Annotated in this window: 14 protein-coding genes and 2 pseudogenes; 12 read left to right on the forward strand and 4 right to left on the reverse strand. The window is 72.0% G+C overall.

Features of this window, described 5'->3' with window-relative positions:
• Window positions 1-355 precede the first annotated feature (355 nt).
• The 8 genes from typA (at window position 356) to CFRA_RS04325 (ending at window position 8,477) form a co-directional block, all read left to right on the forward strand.
• The gene (gene typA, locus CFRA_RS04290) at window positions 356-2,269 is read left to right on the forward strand and encodes a translational GTPase TypA (RefSeq protein ID WP_075663609.1); all 1,914 of its coding nucleotides are present in this window, start codon (window positions 356-358) and stop codon (window positions 2,267-2,269) included.
• Window positions 2,270-2,468: 199 nt separating this feature from the next.
• A complete protein-coding gene (locus CFRA_RS04295; RefSeq protein WP_169842163.1) occupies window positions 2,469-4,133 on the forward strand; it encodes an ABC transporter family substrate-binding protein in 1,665 nt (554 codons plus the stop codon).
• 32 nt (window positions 4,134-4,165) lie between these two features.
• Complete coding sequence (gene mshB, locus CFRA_RS04300) at window positions 4,166-5,059, forward strand: N-acetyl-1-D-myo-inositol-2-amino-2-deoxy-alpha-D-glucopyranoside deacetylase (protein ID WP_075664863.1); 894 nt, start codon at window positions 4,166-4,168, stop codon at window positions 5,057-5,059.
• On the forward strand, window positions 5,056-5,580 hold the full coding sequence (locus CFRA_RS04305) for a hypothetical protein (RefSeq protein ID WP_342743172.1): 525 nt from the start codon (window positions 5,056-5,058) through the stop codon (window positions 5,578-5,580). Before mshB ends, CFRA_RS04305 begins: the two co-directional genes overlap by 4 nt.
• A gap of 77 nt (window positions 5,581-5,657) precedes the next feature.
• Window positions 5,658-5,981 carry a ferredoxin gene (gene fdxA, locus CFRA_RS04310; protein ID WP_075663611.1) on the forward strand — a complete coding sequence of 108 codons (324 nt, stop codon included), beginning with the start codon at window positions 5,658-5,660 and terminating at the stop codon, window positions 5,979-5,981.
• A gap of 77 nt (window positions 5,982-6,058) precedes the next feature.
• Window positions 6,059-7,219: a succinyldiaminopimelate transaminase gene (dapC, locus tag CFRA_RS04315; RefSeq protein ID WP_075663612.1), complete on the forward strand. Its 1,161-nt coding sequence runs from the start codon at window positions 6,059-6,061 to the stop codon at window positions 7,217-7,219.
• Between the two features lie 288 nt (window positions 7,220-7,507).
• On the forward strand, window positions 7,508-8,074 hold the full coding sequence (locus CFRA_RS04320; protein ID WP_075663613.1) for a GtrA family protein: 567 nt from the start codon (window positions 7,508-7,510) through the stop codon (window positions 8,072-8,074).
• A 76-nt stretch (window positions 8,075-8,150) separates the two neighbouring features.
• A complete protein-coding gene (locus CFRA_RS04325; protein WP_075663614.1) occupies window positions 8,151-8,477 on the forward strand; it encodes an SdpI family protein in 327 nt (108 codons plus the stop codon).
• Between the two features lie 126 nt (window positions 8,478-8,603).
• On the opposite strand, the gene dapD is transcribed toward CFRA_RS04325, so the two are convergent.
• The 4 genes and pseudogenes from dapD to CFRA_RS04345 form a co-directional block, all read right to left on the reverse strand.
• Complete coding sequence (gene dapD, locus CFRA_RS04330) at window positions 8,604-9,590, reverse strand: 2,3,4,5-tetrahydropyridine-2,6-dicarboxylate N-succinyltransferase (protein WP_075663615.1); 987 nt, start codon at window positions 9,588-9,590, stop codon at window positions 8,604-8,606.
• Between the two features lie 24 nt (window positions 9,591-9,614).
• On the reverse strand, window positions 9,615-11,021 hold the full coding sequence (locus tag CFRA_RS04335; RefSeq protein ID WP_075663616.1) for an amino acid permease: 1,407 nt from the start codon (window positions 11,019-11,021) through the stop codon (window positions 9,615-9,617).
• Window positions 11,022-11,252: 231 nt separating this feature from the next.
• A pseudogene (locus CFRA_RS04340) lies at window positions 11,253-12,590 on the reverse strand (amino acid permease); the annotation flags it as partial.
• Window positions 12,591-12,780: 190 nt separating this feature from the next.
• Entirely contained in the window at window positions 12,781-14,184 is a 1,404-nt protein-coding gene (locus CFRA_RS04345) for an amino acid permease (RefSeq protein ID WP_075663617.1), read from the reverse strand.
• A gap of 77 nt (window positions 14,185-14,261) precedes the next feature.
• Between CFRA_RS04345 and dapE the strand changes: the two genes are divergently transcribed.
• The 4 genes and pseudogenes from dapE to CFRA_RS04365 all read left to right on the forward strand — a co-directional run bounded on the left by dapE (window position 14,262) and on the right by CFRA_RS04365 (window position 18,014).
• On the forward strand, window positions 14,262-15,377 hold the full coding sequence (dapE, locus tag CFRA_RS04350) for a succinyl-diaminopimelate desuccinylase (RefSeq protein WP_075663618.1): 1,116 nt from the start codon (window positions 14,262-14,264) through the stop codon (window positions 15,375-15,377).
• Window positions 15,378-15,394: 17 nt separating this feature from the next.
• Window positions 15,395-16,168: pseudogene (locus tag CFRA_RS04355) on the forward strand (LOG family protein); the annotation flags it as partial.
• A 287-nt stretch (window positions 16,169-16,455) separates the two neighbouring features.
• Window positions 16,456-17,268: a dihydropteroate synthase gene (folP, locus tag CFRA_RS04360; RefSeq protein WP_075664865.1), complete on the forward strand. Its 813-nt coding sequence runs from the start codon at window positions 16,456-16,458 to the stop codon at window positions 17,266-17,268.
• Window positions 17,265-18,014: a glucosyl-3-phosphoglycerate synthase gene (locus CFRA_RS04365; protein WP_075663619.1), complete on the forward strand. Its 750-nt coding sequence runs from the start codon at window positions 17,265-17,267 to the stop codon at window positions 18,012-18,014. Before folP ends, CFRA_RS04365 begins: the two co-directional genes overlap by 4 nt.
• Window positions 18,015-18,016 lie beyond the last annotated feature (2 nt).

Consider the following 18,016-nt stretch of genomic DNA (forward strand, 5'->3'; position numbering starts at 1 on the left):
CCGTTCTCGCGGTCAAAAGTTCGCTAGCGGTGACCGCCTGTACCCCTACCGTCGCCCTCCCCGGGCGAGGCGTTACCCCGCAAAGGGCGGGAGAGTCGTCCCGGGAGGCGGGACCGGACGCCGGTCATGGCGCGCACGGCGCCGTGCGCGCCGCGCGGGAGGGGACCGCCACGGGCGTTCCGCGCGGCGTCGGAAAGCGGCCGCGCAGCGGCCGGGGACGCACCCGCCGGAAGGGTCTCGGCGACGTCGAGCCGGCGGGGCGTCGGCAAGCGACATGCGTCAACGGGGCAAAGGGGAGTAGGGTATCAAGCCGATCAAGTCCCCCTTTTCCAATTCTTTTAGGAGCACTCCGTCAGTGTCGCACCCTGAGTTCCGCAATGTCGCCATCGTCGCCCACGTCGACCACGGCAAGACCACCCTCGTCAACGCCATGCTCGAGCAGTCGGGCGCGTTCGGCGACCACGGCGAGGTCGCCGACCGAGTGATGGACTCCGGAGACCTGGAGAAGGAGAAGGGCATCACCATCCTCGCCAAGAACACGGCCATCCACCGCAAGGGCCTGGGCAAGGACGGCACCGACCTCATCATCAACGTCATCGACACCCCCGGCCACGCCGACTTCGGCGGCGAGGTCGAGCGCGGCCTGTCCATGGTCGACGGCGTGGTCCTCCTCGTCGACGCCGCCGAGGGCCCGCTGCCGCAGACCCGCTTCGTGCTGGGCAAGGCCCTGGCCGCCAAGCTGCCGGTGATCATCCTGGTCAACAAGACCGACCGCCCCGACGCCCGCATCGACGAGGTCGTCGAGGAGTCCCAGGACCTCCTGCTCGAGCTCGCCTCCGGCCTGGAGGACCCCGAGGCCGCCGAGGCCGCCGAGCAGCTGCTCGACCTGCCGGTGCTCTACGCCTCCGGCCGCGAGGGCAAGGCCTCCACCGAGAACCCGGGCAACGGCAACGCCCCGGACTCCGCGGACCTGCAGCCCCTCTTCGACGTCATCTACAACGTGCTGCCCGAGCCGACCGCCACCATCGACGCGCCGCTGCAGGCCCACGTGACCAACCTGGACTCCAGCTCCTTCCTCGGCCGCCTCGGCCTGGTCCGCGTCCACGCCGGCACCCTGCGCAAGGGCCAGCAGGTCGCCTGGATCCACTACGACCCCGAGGGCGGCGAGCACGTCAAGACCGTCAAGATCGCCGAGCTGCTGCGCACCGACGGCGTCGACCGCGTGCCGGCCGAGGAGGTCATCGCCGGTGACATCGCCGCCGTCTCCGGCATCGACGAGATCATGATCGGCGACACCCTCGCCGACGTCGAGAACCCGGTCGCCCTGCCGCGCATCACCGTCGACGAGCCCGCCATCTCCATGACCATCGGCGTCAACACCTCCCCGATGGCCGGCCGCGGCGGCGGCGACAAGCTGACCGCCCGCCTGGTCAAGTCCCGCCTCGAGCAGGAGCTGATCGGCAACGTCTCCCTGCGCGTCAACCCGACCGAGCGCCCCGACACCTGGGAGGTCCAGGGCCGCGGCGAGATGGCGCTGTCCGTGCTCGTCGAGACCATGCGCCGCGAGGGCTTCGAGCTGACCGTCGGCAAGCCGCAGGTGGTCACCAAGACCGTCGACGGCAAGCTCAACGAGCCCTACGAGCACACCGTCATCGACATCCCCTCGGACTACCAGGGCCCGGTCACCCAGCTGATGGCCGGCCGCAAGGGCCAGATGCTGGCGATGGACACCAACCCCGGCTCCAACTGGATCCGCATGGAGTACCGCGTGCCCGCCCGCGGCCTGATCGGCTTCCGCACCACCTTCATGACGGAGACCCGCGGCACCGGCATCGTCAACTCCTACTCCGACGGCTTCGACGTCTGGGCCGGCGAGATCAAGGGCCGCCCGTCCGGCTCGCTGGTCGCCGACCGCAGCGGCCAGGTCACCGCCTACGCCCTGCAGCAGCTGGCCGACCGCGGCAGCTTCTTCGTCGAGCCCGGCGCGGAGACCTACGAGGGCATGGTCGTCGGCGCGAACAACCGCGACGAAGACATGGACGTCAACATCACCAAGGAGAAGAAGCTGACCAACATGCGCTCGGCCACCGCCGACGCCACGGTCACCCTCTCCAAGGCGCACACCCTCTCCCTTGACGAGGCCATGGAGTTCTGCGGCAACGACGAGTGCGTCGAGGTCTGCCCCGACGTGCTGCGCGTGCGCAAGCTCGTCCTCTCCGCCACCGAGCGCGGCCGCGCCCGCGCCCGCGAGAAGGCCCGCAACAAGTAGGGGCCGCGGGCTGGCGCCCGCGCCCCGGAGATAAGGGCGGCGCCGGCGGGGGACAAGGCCCGCGCCGGCGGGGGACGAGGTCGGTGTGGCCGGGGGAGCGGTCCGCCGCCCGGAAGTCGCAGTGAGGCGCGCGTCGGTGAATCCGACGCGCGCCTTCTCGTTATGTCTGTGAAAGGGGGCATCGGGTTAAATGGATGACGTGAACCGTCGACTCCTCAACCCCGCAGCCCGCCGCGCGAACCGCCGGGGGCGCGGGGCTCCCCGCGTCGCCGGGGCCCTGGGGGTCCTGGCCACGACGATGCTGCTCGCCTCCTGCGCCGCCTCGCCCGGCCCGGCGCCCATCGTCGAGGACGAGGAGACGACCACCTCGACCACGCAGAAGGCCGACGAGAAGAAGAGCCCCGAGGACGCGCGGACCCGGGTCACCGTCGGCATCGACCCGCTGCGCGGCGGGGTCAACCCGCACCTGCTGGCCGACACCTCGGCCATCGTCGACGCGATCGCCGGCCTCGTGCTGCCCTCCGCCTTCGACGACGGCGAGCTCAACACCGACCTCCTGCTCTCCGCCGAGGAGATCACCCCGGCCGCCGGCGCCGCGCAGACGGTGCGCTACGTCATCGCGCCGGCCGCCCAGTGGTCCGACGGCACCCCGGTCTCCGGCGGCGACTTCGAGTACCTGTGGCGCGGGATCACCGCGACCCCCGGCGTGCTCGGCCGGGGTGCCTACGACACCGTCTCCGCGGTGCGCGTCACCGGCGGCGGGCGCACCGTCGACGTCGACTTCTCCCGGCCCAACGCGCACTGGAAGGAGCTCTTCTCCGACCTGCTGCCCGCCCACCTGCTGCGCGGCCGGTCCTTCGACAAGGCGCTGGCCGAGGGGATCCCGGCCTCCGCCGGGCGCTACCTCATGCGCGACCTGGACCAGGCCCGCGGAACCGTCGAGCTGCAGCGCAACGACCGCTTCTGGGGCGAGGACCCCGCCGCGATCGACCTGGTGACCTTCCGCCCGGTCAGCGGCACCGCCGAGGCCAGCGACCAGCTGCGCACCGGCCAGGTCGCCTTCATGGACCTCACCCCGGCAGAGACGACCACCCAGGCCCTCGGCCTGGTCGCCGGCACCCAGACCGAGAAGAAGGCCACGGGCCGCCGGCTGAACCTGACGATGAACACCGCCTCGCCGCTCTTGTCCGAGGCCGCGGTGCGCGGGGAGCTGGCCGCCCAGATCGACACCGCCACCGTCGCCCGCCTGACCGCCGGGCGCAGCGTCGACGTGCGCGTGCCCGAGAACCCGACCGGCCCGCGCGAGCCGGAGCGCCTGCGGGAGGCGGCCACCGCCGAGCGCCCCGTGCGCATCGGGGCCGACCCCGCCGACCGGCAGGCCTCGGCGGCCGCCCGCGTGATCGTGGACCTGCTGCGCGCCAAGGGCGTGCACGCCGAGGTCACCGCCACCGACATGGCGACCCTGACCACCGACCGGCTCCCGGAGGGCACGGTCGACGCCGTCATCGCCTGGGGCGTGGAGAGCCCCGGCACCGCCACCGCGGCCGGCTACTACGGCTGCGGACGCGACCCGGAGGGCCCGCGCGGGAGTAACCTGTCCGGGTACTGCACCTCCTACACCCAGGAGATGCTCGACGAGGCGCTGGCCGGGGGCGTGGGCGGCGAGGAGCTGCGCGCGCGGCTGCGCTCGCTGGAGGAGCTCGAGCACCTGAGCGTGGGCCTCCTCGACGAGACGCGCCTGCAGGTCCTCGGCCACGGCATCACCGGGCCGGCCGCCGAGCTGGCGGACTGGCCCGCGGGCATCCCCACGGTGCCGGGCTGGCGCATCGACGAGACCGAGCCGACCACGGAGAGGCTGAACTGAAGACCATGACGGTGAACGACCCGAACGCGAACGTGCGCGACCTGACCGGACTGCGGGTGGTGGCGGTCCACGCCCACCCGGACGACGAGACGATCACGATGGGCGGCACCCTGCACCAGCTGGCCGCCCGCGGTGCGGACTGCACCGTGGTCACCTGCACCCTCGGCGAGGAGGGCGAGGTCATCGGGCCGACCTGGCAGAACCTCATCGCCGACGAGGCCGACCAGCTCGGCGGCTACCGCATCGCGGAACTTTCCGCGGCGCTGGCGGCGATCGGGGTGCACGGCGAGTTCCTCGGCGGCGCCGGCGCCTACCGCGACTCCGGCATGGCCGGCACGCCGTCGGCGGCCAACCCGCGGGCCTTCGTCAACGACGGCGGCCGCGCCGTCGACGACCTGGTCGCGATCCTCGAGCGCCTGCGCCCGCAGCTGGTGCTCACCTACGACCCCAACGGCGGCTACGGCCACCCGGACCACATCCACGCCCACGAGATCACCCACGCCGCCCTCGAGCGCGTCGAGGTCGACCGCCTGCTCTGGCACGTCACCCCGACCGGCGCGCAGGACGCCGGCCTGGCCGCCATCGCGGAGATCCCCGCCGGCTGGCGGCGCGCCGACGACGGCGAGCTGGCCGCCGTCTCCGACGACCAGGTCGACTGCTGCACCGAGCTCTCCGACGCCGATGTCGCCGCCAAGCTCGCCGGTTTCCGTGCGCACGCGACCCAGCTGCACGTCGCCGACGGCTCGGTCAGCCGCACCAACCCGGTCGCCGCCGCGGCGGACGTGAGCGACCACGACACCGTCGCGGCGGTGTACTGCCTGTCCAACCTCATCGCCCAGCCGGTGCTGCGCCGCGAGTACTTCCACCTCGCCGCCGGCGCCCCGGTCCCGGCCGGCGGTGGCCCGGCCGACGGGCTGCTGCCGTGAGCCCCGCGCGCGAGCGGCCGGGCGACGGCAGCGCGATTGACGACGTCGCGCACGGTGCCGTGGGCGCCCACGGCACCGTCGGCGCCGACGGCGCGCACGACGCGGCGTCGGAAATCGAGGCGCAGACGCCGCGCCGACGCCTCATCCGCGACGACTTCTCGCGCGGGGAGGCCGTGGGCGGCATCTTCTGGCTCTGCCTGGGCGCGCTGGTCTCGGTGCTGCTCGAGGTCGTCTACCTCGACGCCTGGGTCACCCTCCCGGGCGGGGCCAGCCTGGCCGTGCCCTGGACCGTGGTGGTCGCGTTTCTATTCAACCTGGTGCTCTCGCGCACCGCGCTGCTGTGGACGCCGCGCACCTGGGCGGCCGGGATGCCGCTGTGGGTGTGGATCGGCGGGTTCGTGCTGCTCACATTCTGGGTGACCGTCACCGGCGACCAGCTCGTCGGCGCCAACGTGCGCAGCCTCGTGCTGCTGGGCGCCGGGGTGGCCGGCGGCGGTTGGCCCCTCGTGGCGGGGAAGTGACATACTGGGTTGGTCACGTCCACGTGATTTCCCGTTTTATTTCAGTTCCGTTTCTGTCCTGGAGTTCCCGATCACTGATGACCTACATCATCGCCCAGCCCTGCGTTGACGTCATGGACCGCTCCTGCGTGGAGGAGTGCCCGGTCGACTGCATCTACGAGGGCAAGCGCAGCCTCTACATCCACCCCGACGAGTGCGTCGACTGCGGCGCCTGCGAACCGGCGTGCCCGACCGAGGCGATCTTCTACGAGGACGACCTCCCCGACGAGTGGGAGGGCTACTACGACGCCAACGTCGCCTTCTTCGATGACCTCGGCTCGCCCGGCGGCGCGGCCGCCCTCGGCGCGCAAGACTTCGACCCGAAGTTCGTCGCCGACCTGCCGCCGCAGAACCAGGACTGAGCCCGGCCCGCCGGTGACCCGGGCAGTCGGCCGAAGTGCTCTCCGGAGGCCGACGGCGCGCGGGTAGAGTAACCGGCATGACACGCACGCCACTGGTCGAGACCCTGCCCGAGTTCCCCTGGGACACCATCGCCGAGGCCAAGGCCACCGCCGCGGCCCACCCCGACGGCATGGTCAACCTCTCGGTCGGCTCGCCGATCGACCCGCCGGCGCCCGGCATCCAGCTCGCGCTGGCCGAGGCCGCCGGCTTTCCCGGTTACCCGGCCACCGTGGGCACGCCCGAGCTGCGCGAGGCCATCGTCAGCGCCTCCGCGCGCCGTTACGCGATGACGGGCCTGGACGCCTCGACGACACCGGGGGAGTCCTCCGTGCTGCCCGTCGTGGGCACCAAGGAGGCCATCGCCTGGCTGCCGACCCTGCTCGGTCTCGGTGCCGGGGACACCGTCGTCATCCCCGAGCTGGCCTACCCGACCTACGAGGTCGGCGCGTGCCTGGCCGGTACAGAGATGGTGCGTGCCGACGACCCGGCGGACGTCGACGCGGACTCCGCCGCGCTGTTCTTCCTCAACTCGCCGTCGAACCCGACCGGCCGCGTTCTCGGCGTGGACCACCTGCGCCGCGTGGTGGCCTGGGCCCGCGAGCACGACGTCATCGTCGCCTCCGACGAGTGCTACCTCGGCCTGGGCTGGGACGACGACAACGAACCGGTCTCGATTCTCGACGACCGCGTCTGCGACGGCGACCACACCGGCCTGCTGGCCATCCACTCGCTGTCCAAGACGGCGAACTTCGCCGGCTACCGCGGCGGCTTCTTCGCCGGCGACCCGCAGCTGATCGCCGAGCTGACCCAGGTGCGCAAGCACGCCGGGTTGATGGTGCCCTACCCGATCCAGGCGGCCATGACGGCCGCCTTCGGCGACGACGACGCCGAGCACGTGCAGAAGCTGCGCTACGCGGTGCGCCGCGCCAAGCTGCTCGAGGCGCTGATCGGCGCCGGCTTCACCGTCGAGCACTCCGAGGCGGGTCTCTACCTGTGGGCCACCCTCGGCGAGAACGGGCGCGCGACCGTCGACCGGCTCGCGGAGCTGGGCATCCTGGTCGCCCCGGGCGAGTTCTACGGCCCGGCCGGCGAGAACTTCGTGCGCGTCGGCATGACCGCCGACGACGCTCACGTCGACGAGGCCGCCCAGCGGCTGCGCGCGGCCTCCGCCGAGCTGCGCGCCGTCGCGGGGAAGTAGCGTCCGCCGGGCGGTGGCAGCGGCCGGGCAGCGGCTGTCGCCGGGGCGCCCGCTGTCGGACGGTGACTGTCGCCGGCGCCCCGGCGGGACCGCCACGGGCGTGAGACCGCCGACACGGCGTCGCGCGCAAATGTATTTCCGGCTATCCGGGCGATAAACTGTACCGATCAGGTCCGCGTCCGGACGCACGTCGAGGACCGGGCCCTGCGCGCCCCGCGCCCGGACGGCGAACCCGTCGCCCGGTGCCGGCGCGGGTGCGACGACGAGTAGCCGAGGTTGAGGAGATCCATGACGGCCAGCCCCACCGTCGCCCGCATGCTGGGCAACCTGCGTCAGTTCATCCAGTTCGGCATCGTCGGCGGCTCCGGGGTCGTCGTCGACCTGGCCGTCAACTACGTGTCCAAGAAGATCGCCGAGTTCGCCGGCATCTCCGAGCACGACGCCTTCATCAACCTGCTGGGCACGCAGTTCAACATCCGCTGGTACCACGTCTTTGTCACCCTCGGCTTCCTGGTCGCCAACACCTGGAACTACCAGCTCAACCGGATGTGGACCTTCAAGGGCGCCAACCCGCGCAGCTGGTGGCGCGGCTTCTTCCCGTTCCTGCTCGCCGGCCTCGGCGCCTTCCTGATCCGCCTGGTGCTCATGACGCTGTTCATGAACCCGGGCAGCCCCATCTCGTTGCCCACCGACATCCTCGACGACTCCTCGGGGCTGCGCACCAAGTTCTACTGGGCCTCCGCGATCTCTATCCTGGTGGCGATGCCCGTCAACTTCGTGATCAACAAACTGTGGACCTTCCGCGGGCCGAAGGTCTCCGTCGTCCACCAGTCCGAACCCGCGCCGCGCGTCTGAGGCCGCGCACAGGCCCGCCGCCTGAGCCCGCGTACAAGCCCGCGCCGCGGCGCACAAGCCCCCGGAAGGTAGGCGCATGATCCCGTTCCTGCTGCTCGTCGTCGCCGTGCTCATGGGCGTGCCCGCCCTGCTGGCCTCGAACCGTTCGCTGAAGTTCAACTCCTGGCTGGGCCTGCGCATCTCCCCGGTGACGGCGAACGAGGACGCCTGGGCGGCCGGCCACACCGCCGCGGCCGGGCGGCTCGCGGCGGGCTCCGCCGGGGCCCTGGCCGCGCTGGCCCTGTGCTTCCTCACCGAGGACCTGCACATCGTGCTGCTCGTCGTCGGCCTGGGCTGGGCGCTGGTCTGCACCGTCGCCGCTGCCGTCGCCGCGCGCAAGGCCGCCGAGCCGTACGCGGACTGAGCCGCAGCAGCCGACACAGCCCGGCACAAACGACAAGAAGGGCGCCCGGACCGTCATATGACGGCCCGGGCGCCCTTTCTCGGCTTCACGGGGCGTGGCGCCGGGGGAGTGCCCCGGCACGACCCCCTAGTTCGCGTGCAGCTCCTCGTTGAGCGCGACGGAGGACTTGTACGGGGTGGCCTCCACGGCGCCGGTGATCGAGTTGCGGCGGAAGAGCACACCGGAGGCGCCGGAGAGCGTGGCGGCCTTGACGGTGTCGCCGTCGGAGACACCGGCGGCCTCGGCCACGGCGCCGCGGGCGGTGACCTTGGTGCCGGCGGTGACGTAGAGGCCGGCCTCGACCACGCAGTCGTCGCCGAGCGAGATGCCCACGCCGGCGTTCGCGCCGAGCAGGCAGCGCTCGCCGATGGAGATGACCTCCTTGCCGCCGCCGGAGAGGGTGCCCATGATGGAGGCGCCGCCGCCGACGTCGGAGCCGTCACCGACGACCACGCCCGCGGAGACACGGCCCTCGACCATGGAGTTGCCCAGGGTGCCGGCGTTGAAGTTGACGAATCCCTCGTGCATGACGGTCGTCCCGGCGGCCAGGTGGGCGCCCAGGCGCACGCGGTCGGCGTCGCCGATGCGCACGCCCTCGGGCAGCACGTAGTCGACCATGCGGGGGAACTTGTCCACGGAGTAGACGGTCACGGGGCCGCGCTCGGCCTGCAGGCGGGCGCGCACCATCTGGAAGTCGGCGACCTCGCAGGGGCCGTGGTTGGTCCACACGACGTTGGTCAGCTTGCCGAAGACGCCCTCCATGTTCGCCTCGTGCGGGCGGATCAGGCGGTGGGAGAGCAGCTGCAGGCGCAGCCAGGCGTCGTAGGTGTCGGCCGGCGGCTCGGCCAGCGAGGCGATGGTCGTCTCCACGGCCACGCGCGCGACACCGCGGACCTCGTCGGGCCCGATCAGCGGGGCGATCTGCTGCGGGGCCTCCTCGAGGCGGTGGGTGCCGGGCTCGGAACCGGCGACGTCGAGACGCGGCGCCGGGTACCAGGCGTCGAGGACGGTGCCGTTGGCGGTGACGGTGGCCACGCCGACGGCGTGGGCGGAACTGGTGGAGTAGTCGGTCATGACTCCCGAGACTACAAGGTCCGCCTAGCCGCGCGTGGCGGCGGTGGCACGTCCGCGGGTGGTCAGCGAGAGCAGCGCGAGGAAGACGAAGACGGCGCCCACGGAGAAGACCTGGGAGCGCGAGCCCGCGTCGAAGAGCATGAGCACCACCAGGCCCAGCACGGCGGCCACGACCGCCCAGGCCAGCCAGGGGTAGCCCCACATGCGCACCGTTGAGATCTCGCCGGAGCGCTCCAGCTGCGGGTGCAGCTTCAGGTAGCTGGCGGCGATGAGCAGCCAGACGACGATCATCACGCCGCCGACGGCGTTGAGCAGGAAGTCCAGCAGCCCGGTGGGGTTCCACCACTGCAGGCCGACGGAGACGAACGCGAAGACCATGGAGAGCACCACGGAGTTGACGGGCACGTCCTCGCGGTTGGTCACCGCGAAGATGCGTGGGGCGTCGCCCTCGCGGGCCAGCGCGTGGCACAGCCGGGAGCTGGCGTAGATCTGCGCGTTGAAGGCGGAGAGCAGGCTGAGCACGATGACCAGCTCCATGATGCCGACGACGCCGGGGATGTCGGCGATCTCGAGGACCATGGTGAACGGGCTCTCGGCGGCGGTCTCGGCGCCCTGGATGTCGGCGTAGGGCAGCAGGAAGGTGATCACGAGCACCGAGCCGATGTAGAACAGGCCGATGCGCCAGATCACCGAGCGCACCGCGGTGCGGATCGAGTGGGCCGGCTCCTCGGACTCGGCCGCCGCGATGGTCACGATCTCGATGCCGCCGAAGGCGAAGGCCACGGCCAGGAGGCCCGCGGCAACGCCCGGCCAGCCGTTGGGCATGAAGCCGTCGCCGAGGAAGTGCTCGGTGCCCACGAACGTGTGGCCGGGCAGCAGCCCGAAGATCAGCGCGACGCCGATGATCAGGAAGCCGACGATGACGGCGACCTTGATGAAGGCGAACCAGAACTCGAACTCGCCGAAGCCGCGCACGCGGGCGAGGTTGACCACGGCGAAGAAGGTCACGCACACCAGCGCCGGGATCCAGGGCGGCACCCCGAACCAGGCGGACATGATCGCCGCCGCACCGGTCATCTCCGCGCCGAGGACCATGATGAGCATGAACCAGTACAGCCAGCCCATGGTGAACCCGGCCCAGTGGCCGAAGGCCTGACGGGCGTAGTCGGAGAAGGCTCCCGAGGCCGGGCGCGCGGCGGCCATCTCGCCGAGCATCTGCATCACGCACATGACCACCACGCCGGCGACGGCGTAGGCGAGCAGCACGGCGGGGCCGGCGGCGCGGATGCCCACGCCGGTGCCGAGGAAGAGGCCCGCGCCGATGGCGGAGCCGAGCCCCATCATGGTCAGGTGGCGGGTCTTCAGGCCCTGGCCCAGGCCGGTGTGGCTCGGGGCGGCGGTTCCCGCGTCGGCGGGGGAGGTCGAGGTCATGGTGTGTGGCTCTTTCGCTGCGTGAACAGAAAGTAGATGTGGGTCACTTTAATCCGTGCTTGACGACGTCGTGCCGTCGCCCCCGTGCGGTTCCCTCGCGGTGTGCGTTTCGGCGGCGGGCGCCTGCGCGCCCGCCTCGCCCGGGGCACGCCGCGCGTCCGCGCCGGCGGTGCCGGACGCGGCGTCGGCGAGCAGGCGACCGTCGGTCGACGAGCGCCCCTGGGAGCGGGCGACGATGACGGAGAGCACGACGAGCACGGCGAAGACGATCGACACCGAGGTGACCTGGCCGCGCGAGCCCTCATCGAAGAGCATCAGCAGCACGAAGCCGAGCAGGGCGGCGATCGCGGCGACGGGCACCCAGGGGTAGCCGGCCATGCGCACCGAGGCGATGGACCCGCTGCGCACGAGCACCGGGTGCAGCCGGAGGAAGCTGGCGGCGACCATGATCCAGATCAGGATGAGGATGCCGCCGACGGAGTTGAGCAGGAAGTCCAGCAACCCGGTGGGGTTCCACCACTGCAGGCCGACGGAGAGGAAGGCGAAGATCATCGACAGGACCACGGCGTTGATCGGCACGTTCTGCCGGTTGACCCGGCCCAGCAGCGCCGGGGCGTCGTGCTGGGTGGCCAGCGAGAAGACCATCCGCGAGCTGGCGTAGATCTGCGCGTTGAACGCGGAGAGCAGGCTGAGCACGATGACGACCTCCATGAATCCGACCACGGCCGGGATGTCGGCCATACCCAGCACCATGGTGAAGGGACTCTCGGCGGCGGTCTCGGCACCCTGGATCTCGGAGAAGGGCAGCAGGAAGGTGATCACGAGCACCGAGCCGATGTAGAACAGGCCGATGCGCCAGATCACCGAGCGGGTGGCCCGCCGGATGGAGGTCTCGGGGTCCTCGGACTCGGCCGCCGCGATGGTCACGATCTCGATGCCGCCGAAGGCGAAGGCCACGGCGAGCAGACCCGCGGCCACGCCCGGCCAGCCGTTGGGCATGAAGCCGTCGCCCAAAAAGTGCGAGGTGCCCACGAAGGAGTGGCCCGGCAGTAGCCCGAAGATCAGCGCGACGCCGATGAGCAGGAAGCCGATGATCACGGCGACCTTGATGAAGGAGAACCAGAACTCGAACTCGCCGAAACCGCGCACGCGCGCGAGGTTCACCACGGCGAAGAAGGTGACGCAGACCAGGGCGGGCACCCACTGGGGCACCCCGAACCAGGAGGCCATGATCGCCGCCGCACCGGTCATCTCCGCGCCGAGGACGAGCACCATGTTGATCCAGAACAGCCAGCCGATCGAGAAGCCGGCCCAGTGGCCGAAGGCGAAGCGTGCGTAGCTGGCGAAGGACCCGGGAGCGGGCTTGGCGGCGGCCATCTCGCCGAGCATCTGCATCACGCACATGACCACGACGCCGGCGGCGACGTAGGCGAGGATGACGGCGGGCCCGGCGGCGCGGATGCCCACCCCCGTTCCGAGGAAGAGGCCGGCGCCGATGGCGGAGCCGAGTCCCATCATGGTCAGGTGCCGTGTCTTGAGCCCCTGGCTCAGCGGTGCGTTCTGGGTCATCGAAGATCCGATCCAACTATGTCGAGGCCGGGTTCACCGGCTGTTTCAGGTGGTGCTTTTCGGCGCCGGGGCGCCGGGTGGTGCTTGCCGGCGCCGGGGCGCCGGACGGTGCCTGCCGACGCCGCGCTGCGCGGTGCCGGGCGGGAACCGCCGACGGCGCGGGGCGCGACGTCGGCAATTGAGGGGGAGGTTAGCGCACGTAGCCGTCCTCGGGCGCACGCCGCCCGCGGATGAGGGTGGTCAGCCCGGCGGCGGCGAGCACCACGGCGCACACGACGCACACCGCGATGACCTGGCCGCGCGCCTGCTCGTCGGCGAGCATCAGGCCGACGATGGCGATCACGGCGGCCAGCGTCAGCCACGCGAGCCACGGGTAGCCCCACATGCGCACGCGCGTGATCTCGCCGCGGGCCTCCAGGCGCGGGTGCAGGCGCAGGTAGGAGGCGATGACGGTCAGCCAGATGACGACCAGGCAGCCGCCGATGGCGCTGAGCAGGAAGTCCAGCAGTCCCGGCGGGTTCCACCACTGCAGGCCCACGGAGAGCACGCCGAAGAAGACGGAGAGCAGCACCGCCGGCACCGGCACCTTGTTCTCGGAGACGCGGGCGAAGACGCGCGGGGCGTCGCCGCGGGTGGCCAGCGAGTAGCACAGGCGCGAGGAGCCGTAGAGCTGGGCGTTGAACGCCGAGAGCAGCGCGATGACGATGACCAGCTCCATGATGCCGACGATGCCCGGGATGTTCGCCATCTCGAGCACCATGGTGAACGGGCTCTCGGCGGCGGTCTCCGCGCCCTGGATCTGGTCGAAGGGCAGCAGGAAGGCGATCACGAGCACCGAGCCGATGTAGAAGACGCCGATGCGCCAGATGATCGAGTTCACGGCGGTCTGCACGGAGCGCTCCGGGTCCTCGGACTCGGCGGCGGCGATGGTGACCAGCTCGATGCCGCCGAAGGCGAAGGCCACGGCCAGCAGGCCGGCGGCCACGCCGGAGACACCGTTGGGCATCAGGCCCTCGGCGGCGAGGTTGCCGGTGCCCACGAACGAGTGGCCCGGCAGCCAGCCGAAGATCAGCGCGATGCCGATGACCAGGAAGGCGATGATGACGGCGACCTTGATGAAGGCGAACCAGAACTCGAACTCGCCGAAGCCGCGCACGGCCGTCAGGTTGACCACCGCGAGCACGGCCACGCACACCGCGGCCGGGATCCAGGGCGCGACGTCGAACCAGGCGCCCATGATCGCGGCGGCGCCGGTCATCTCGGCGCCCATGATCATCACCATCATGAACCAGTACAGCCAGCCCACCGAGAAGCCGGCCCACGGGCCGTAGGCCTGCTCGGCGTAGGAGGAGAAGGAGCCGGCCGACGGGCGGGCGGCGACCATCTCGCCGAGCATGCGCATGATCAACACGGTGATCACACCGGTGATCAGGTAGGCGAGCACGACGGCCGGCCCGGCGGCGCGGATGCCCACCCCGGTGCCGAGGAAGAGCCCGGCGCCGATGGCGGAGCCGAGCCCCATCATGGTCAGGTGGCGGGTGCGCAGCCCGCGGCTGAGCACCGCGGAGCCTTCCCGGGTTGCTGATTGCGACATGGGTTACATCGTATTCCCACGGGGTGCACACCGGCGGTTCAGGGCACGGGTGTAGCGCGCGGGTAGCCTCTGATGGCATGAACGCGCACGCCGAACTCGCCGCAGCCCTTCACGACCCGGTCAAGCTGACCGGGCTCCTCATCGACATCGAGAGCCCCTCCCACCACGAGGGCGCGATCGCCGACGCCGTCGAGGCGGTGCTCCGCGGCCTCGACGGGGTGAGCGTCGAGCGCACCGGCGACGGCGGCAACACGTTGGTCGCCCGCACCGACCGGGGGCTCTCCCAGCGCGTGGTGCTCGCCGGCCACCTGGACACCGTGCCGCTGGCCGACAACACCCCGCACCGGCTGGCCGACGGCGTGCTGCACGGCTGCGGGTCGGTGGACATGAAGTCCGGCCTGGCCGTCTACCTCTCCGCCTTCGCCCGCCTGGCCGCACACCCCGACCTGGCCCGCGACATGACCTTCATCGCCTACGAGGGCGAGGAGGTCGCCACCGAGTACAACGGCCTGGGCCACGTCGAGCGCGACCACCCCGAGTGGCTGGCCGGCGACGTCGCCCTGCTGGGCGAGCCGACCGGCGGGATGATCGAGGCCGGCTGCCAGGGCTCCATCCGCGTCATCTGCACCGCCCGCGGCACCCGCGCGCACTCCGCGCGCGCCTGGCTCGGCGACAACGCCGTGCACCGCCTGGTGCCCCTGCTGGCGCGGGTGGCCGACTACACCCCGCGCGACCGGGTCGACGTCGACGGCTGCATCTACCGCGAGGGCCTCAACGTCGTGCGCCTCGAGGCCGGGGTGGCCAACAACACCATCCCCGACGAGGCCGTGTGCGCCGTGAACTTCCGTTTCGCGCCCGACCGCACCGCCGACGAGGCCATGGCGCACCTGCGCGAGGTCCTCGGCGAGCACGAGGGCGTGGATATCACCGTCGACGACGTCGCGCCGCCGGCCGCCCCGGGGCTGAACGCCCCCGCGGCAGCCGAACTGGTGGACGCCCTGGGCGGGCGCGTGCGCGCCAAGTACGGCTGGACCGACGTCGCCCGCTTCGCCGAGCTCGGCGTCCCCGCCGTCAACCTCGGCTGCGGCGACCCCGGTCAGGCGCACAAGCCGGAGGAACACTGCCCGGTCGAGCACATCACGCAGCTCGCGGCCGCCCTCGACGGCTACCTGCTCGGCGGAGAGCGCGCCTGAGCGGTATTTTCGAGCACATGACACCGAACATCACCCCGAGCGAGGAGAAGCGGCGGATGCTGCGTGGGCCCGTGCTCATGCGGTTCGAGGCCGACCAGCCGTCCACCTACGACCAGCGGCTGCTGGAGATGACGGCGGACCACGACTGGATCCACGCCGACCCCTGGCGCGTGCTGCGCATCCAGAGCGAATTCGTCTCCGGGTTCGACGCGCTGTCCTCCCTGCCGCCCGCGGTGACCGTCTTCGGCTCCGCCCGCGTGCCCGAGGACGACCCGCTCTACGCCCAGGGCCGCGAGGTCGGCGAGAAGCTGGCCGAGGCCGGCTACGCCGTGATCACCGGCGGGGGACCGGGCCTGATGGAGGCGCCCAACCGCGGCGCCTTCGAGGCCGACGGGCTCTCCGTGGGCCTCGGTATCGAGCTGCCCCACGAGCAGGTGCTCAACGACTGGGTCGACCTGGGGCTGAACTTCCGCTACTTCTTCGTGCGCAAGACCATGTTCCTGAAGTACTCGGAGGGCTTCGTCTGTCTGCCCGGCGGATTCGGCACCCTCGACGAGCTCTTCGAGGTGCTGTGCATGGTGCAGACCAAGAAGGTCACCAACTACCCGATCGCGCTCATCGGCAGCGACTACTGGGGCCCGCTGGTCGGCTGGCTGCGCGAGCAGGTGGTCACCCGCGGCATGATCGCGGAGGAGGACCTCGACCTCTTCCTGGTGACCGACTCCGCCGAGGAGGCCGTCGAGCACATCCGCAGCGCGCCGACGCGGCGGCGCCACATCGCCACCGACGACGGCCACCTGCAGGCCCGGCAGCGCCGCGGCCGGCGCGGCACCGGGGTCGGCGGGAATGGCGCCCGCGGTGCCGAGGCTGCCACCGACGCCGGCGGCGCCGGTACCGACGGCGCCGGTACCGACGGTGCCGGTACCGGCGACGGTGACGGGCGCGGCTTCGGCAATTCCGGCGCGGAAGGGGAGCGCTGACCTTGGCCGCAGCTCAGGACAGGGCCGCGGTCGAGGGTGACGAACGCCAGCGCGCCATCCGGCGTGAGGGCGCCGGCGCGCCAGGCCTGGCGAAGGTGATGGGCATCGTCAACCGCACGCCCGACTCCTTCTACGACAAGGGCGCGACCTTCACCGACACGCTCGCGCTCGCACGGGCCGACGAGGTCGTCGCGCAGGGCGCGGCGATCGTGGACATCGGCGGGGTCAAGGCCGGCCCCGGCGACGCGGTCGACGCCGCCGAGGAGATCGACCGCGTGGTGCCCGTCATCGCCGCGGTCCACGAGCGCCACCCCGAGGTGACCGTCTCCGTGGACACGTGGCGCGCCGAGGTCGCCGAGCGGGCCATCGCCGCCGGCGCCGGGCTGGTCAACGACACCTGGGCCGGGGTCGACCCCGAGCTCGTCGAGGTCGCCGGCCACCACGGGGTCGGCTACGTCTGTTCGCACACCGGCGGGGCCGTGCCGCGCACCCGCCCGCACCGCGTGCACTACGACGACGTGGTCGCCGACGTGATCGCCGAGACCACCCGGCTCGCCGAGCGCGCCGTCGACTGCGGCGTGCCCGAGGACAGGGTGCTGCTGGACCCCACGCACGACTTCGGCAAGAACACCTTCCACGGCCTCGAGCTGCTGCGCCGCATCGACGAGGTCGTCGCGACCGGCTGGCCGGTGCTCATGGCGCTGTCCAACAAGGACTTCATCGGCGAGACCTGCGCGCGCCCCGTCGGCGGGCGCGTGGCCGGCACCCTGGCCGCCACCGCCTGGGCCGCCGCGCACGGCGTGGCCGCCTTCCGCGTGCACGAGGTCGGCGAGACCGTCGACGTGATCCGCATGACCGCGGCGATCGCCGGGACCGTCGGCCCCCTGGACACGATCCGGGGCCTGGCGTGAGCGCCGTCGCGCGCGCGAGTGTGGTCATCCCGGCGCTCAACGAGGAGGCGACCGTCGCCGACGTGGTCGCCGCCGTGCGTGCCGACACCCCGCTGGAGACGATCGTCGTCGACGCCGACTCCACGGACCGCACCGCCGAGCGCGCCGCGGCCGCCGGTGCGCGCGTGCTCAACTGGCGCGAGGTGCTGCCGGGTGTCGAGCCGCGCCCCGGCAAGGGCGAGTCGCTGTGGCGCGGGGTCGCCGCCGCCGAGGGCGAGTTCGTCGTCTTCGTCGACGCCGACCTGCACACCGCGCGCCCCGGCATGGTCGCCGAGCTCGTCGCGCCGTTCGCGGATGACAGTGTGCAGCTGGTCAAGGCCGACTACGTGCGCGACTACCGGGGCCGGCCCGGCGACGGCGGGCGCGTGACCGAGCTGACGGCGCGCCCGTTGCTGCGGCTGCTGCTGCCCGAGCTTTCCGACGTCGCGCAGCCCCTCGGCGGCGAGTACGCCCTGCGCCGCGCGGCGGCGCTGGAGCTGCCCTTCGTCGAGGGCTACGGCGTGGAGTCCGGCCTGCTCATCGACGTGGCGCGTCGCTGGGGCCGCGGCGCGATCGCCGAGGTGGACCTGGGGCGCCGCGCCCACCGCAACCGGCCGCTGGCCCAGCTGGGGCCGATGGCGGAGACCGTCGCCGCCACGATCCTCGCCCGCGCCGGCGTGGACGGAGTCGCGGTGCCCGAGCGCCCGGCGCTGTCCACTATCCTCTGAGC

The organism is Corynebacterium frankenforstense DSM 45800 (genome assembly GCF_001941485.1).
Lineage (GTDB): Bacteria > Actinomycetota > Actinomycetes > Mycobacteriales > Mycobacteriaceae > Corynebacterium > Corynebacterium frankenforstense.

What these genes read in the sequence shown, in the direction of transcription:
- dapD (WP_075663615.1), bottom strand. Translation starts at nt 9,590, where the DNA reads ATGACCGACTACTCCACCAGTTCCGCCCACGCCGTCGGCGTGGCCACC.
- fdxA (WP_075663611.1), top strand. Translation starts at nt 5,658, where the DNA reads ATGACCTACATCATCGCCCAGCCCTGCGTTGACGTCATGGACCGCTCC.
- CFRA_RS04325 (WP_075663614.1), top strand. Translation starts at nt 8,151, where the DNA reads ATGATCCCGTTCCTGCTGCTCGTCGTCGCCGTGCTCATGGGCGTGCCC.
- CFRA_RS04320 (WP_075663613.1), top strand. Translation starts at nt 7,508, where the DNA reads ATGACGGCCAGCCCCACCGTCGCCCGCATGCTGGGCAACCTGCGTCAG.
- CFRA_RS04345 (WP_075663617.1), bottom strand. Translation starts at nt 14,184, where the DNA reads ATGTCGCAATCAGCAACCCGGGAAGGCTCCGCGGTGCTCAGCCGCGGG.
- CFRA_RS04335 (WP_075663616.1), bottom strand. Translation starts at nt 11,021, where the DNA reads ATGACCTCGACCTCCCCCGCCGACGCGGGAACCGCCGCCCCGAGCCAC.
- dapE (WP_075663618.1), top strand. Translation starts at nt 14,262, where the DNA reads ATGAACGCGCACGCCGAACTCGCCGCAGCCCTTCACGACCCGGTCAAG.
- dapC (WP_075663612.1), top strand. Translation starts at nt 6,059, where the DNA reads ATGACACGCACGCCACTGGTCGAGACCCTGCCCGAGTTCCCCTGGGAC.
- folP (WP_075664865.1), top strand. Translation starts at nt 16,456, where the DNA reads ATGGGCATCGTCAACCGCACGCCCGACTCCTTCTACGACAAGGGCGCG.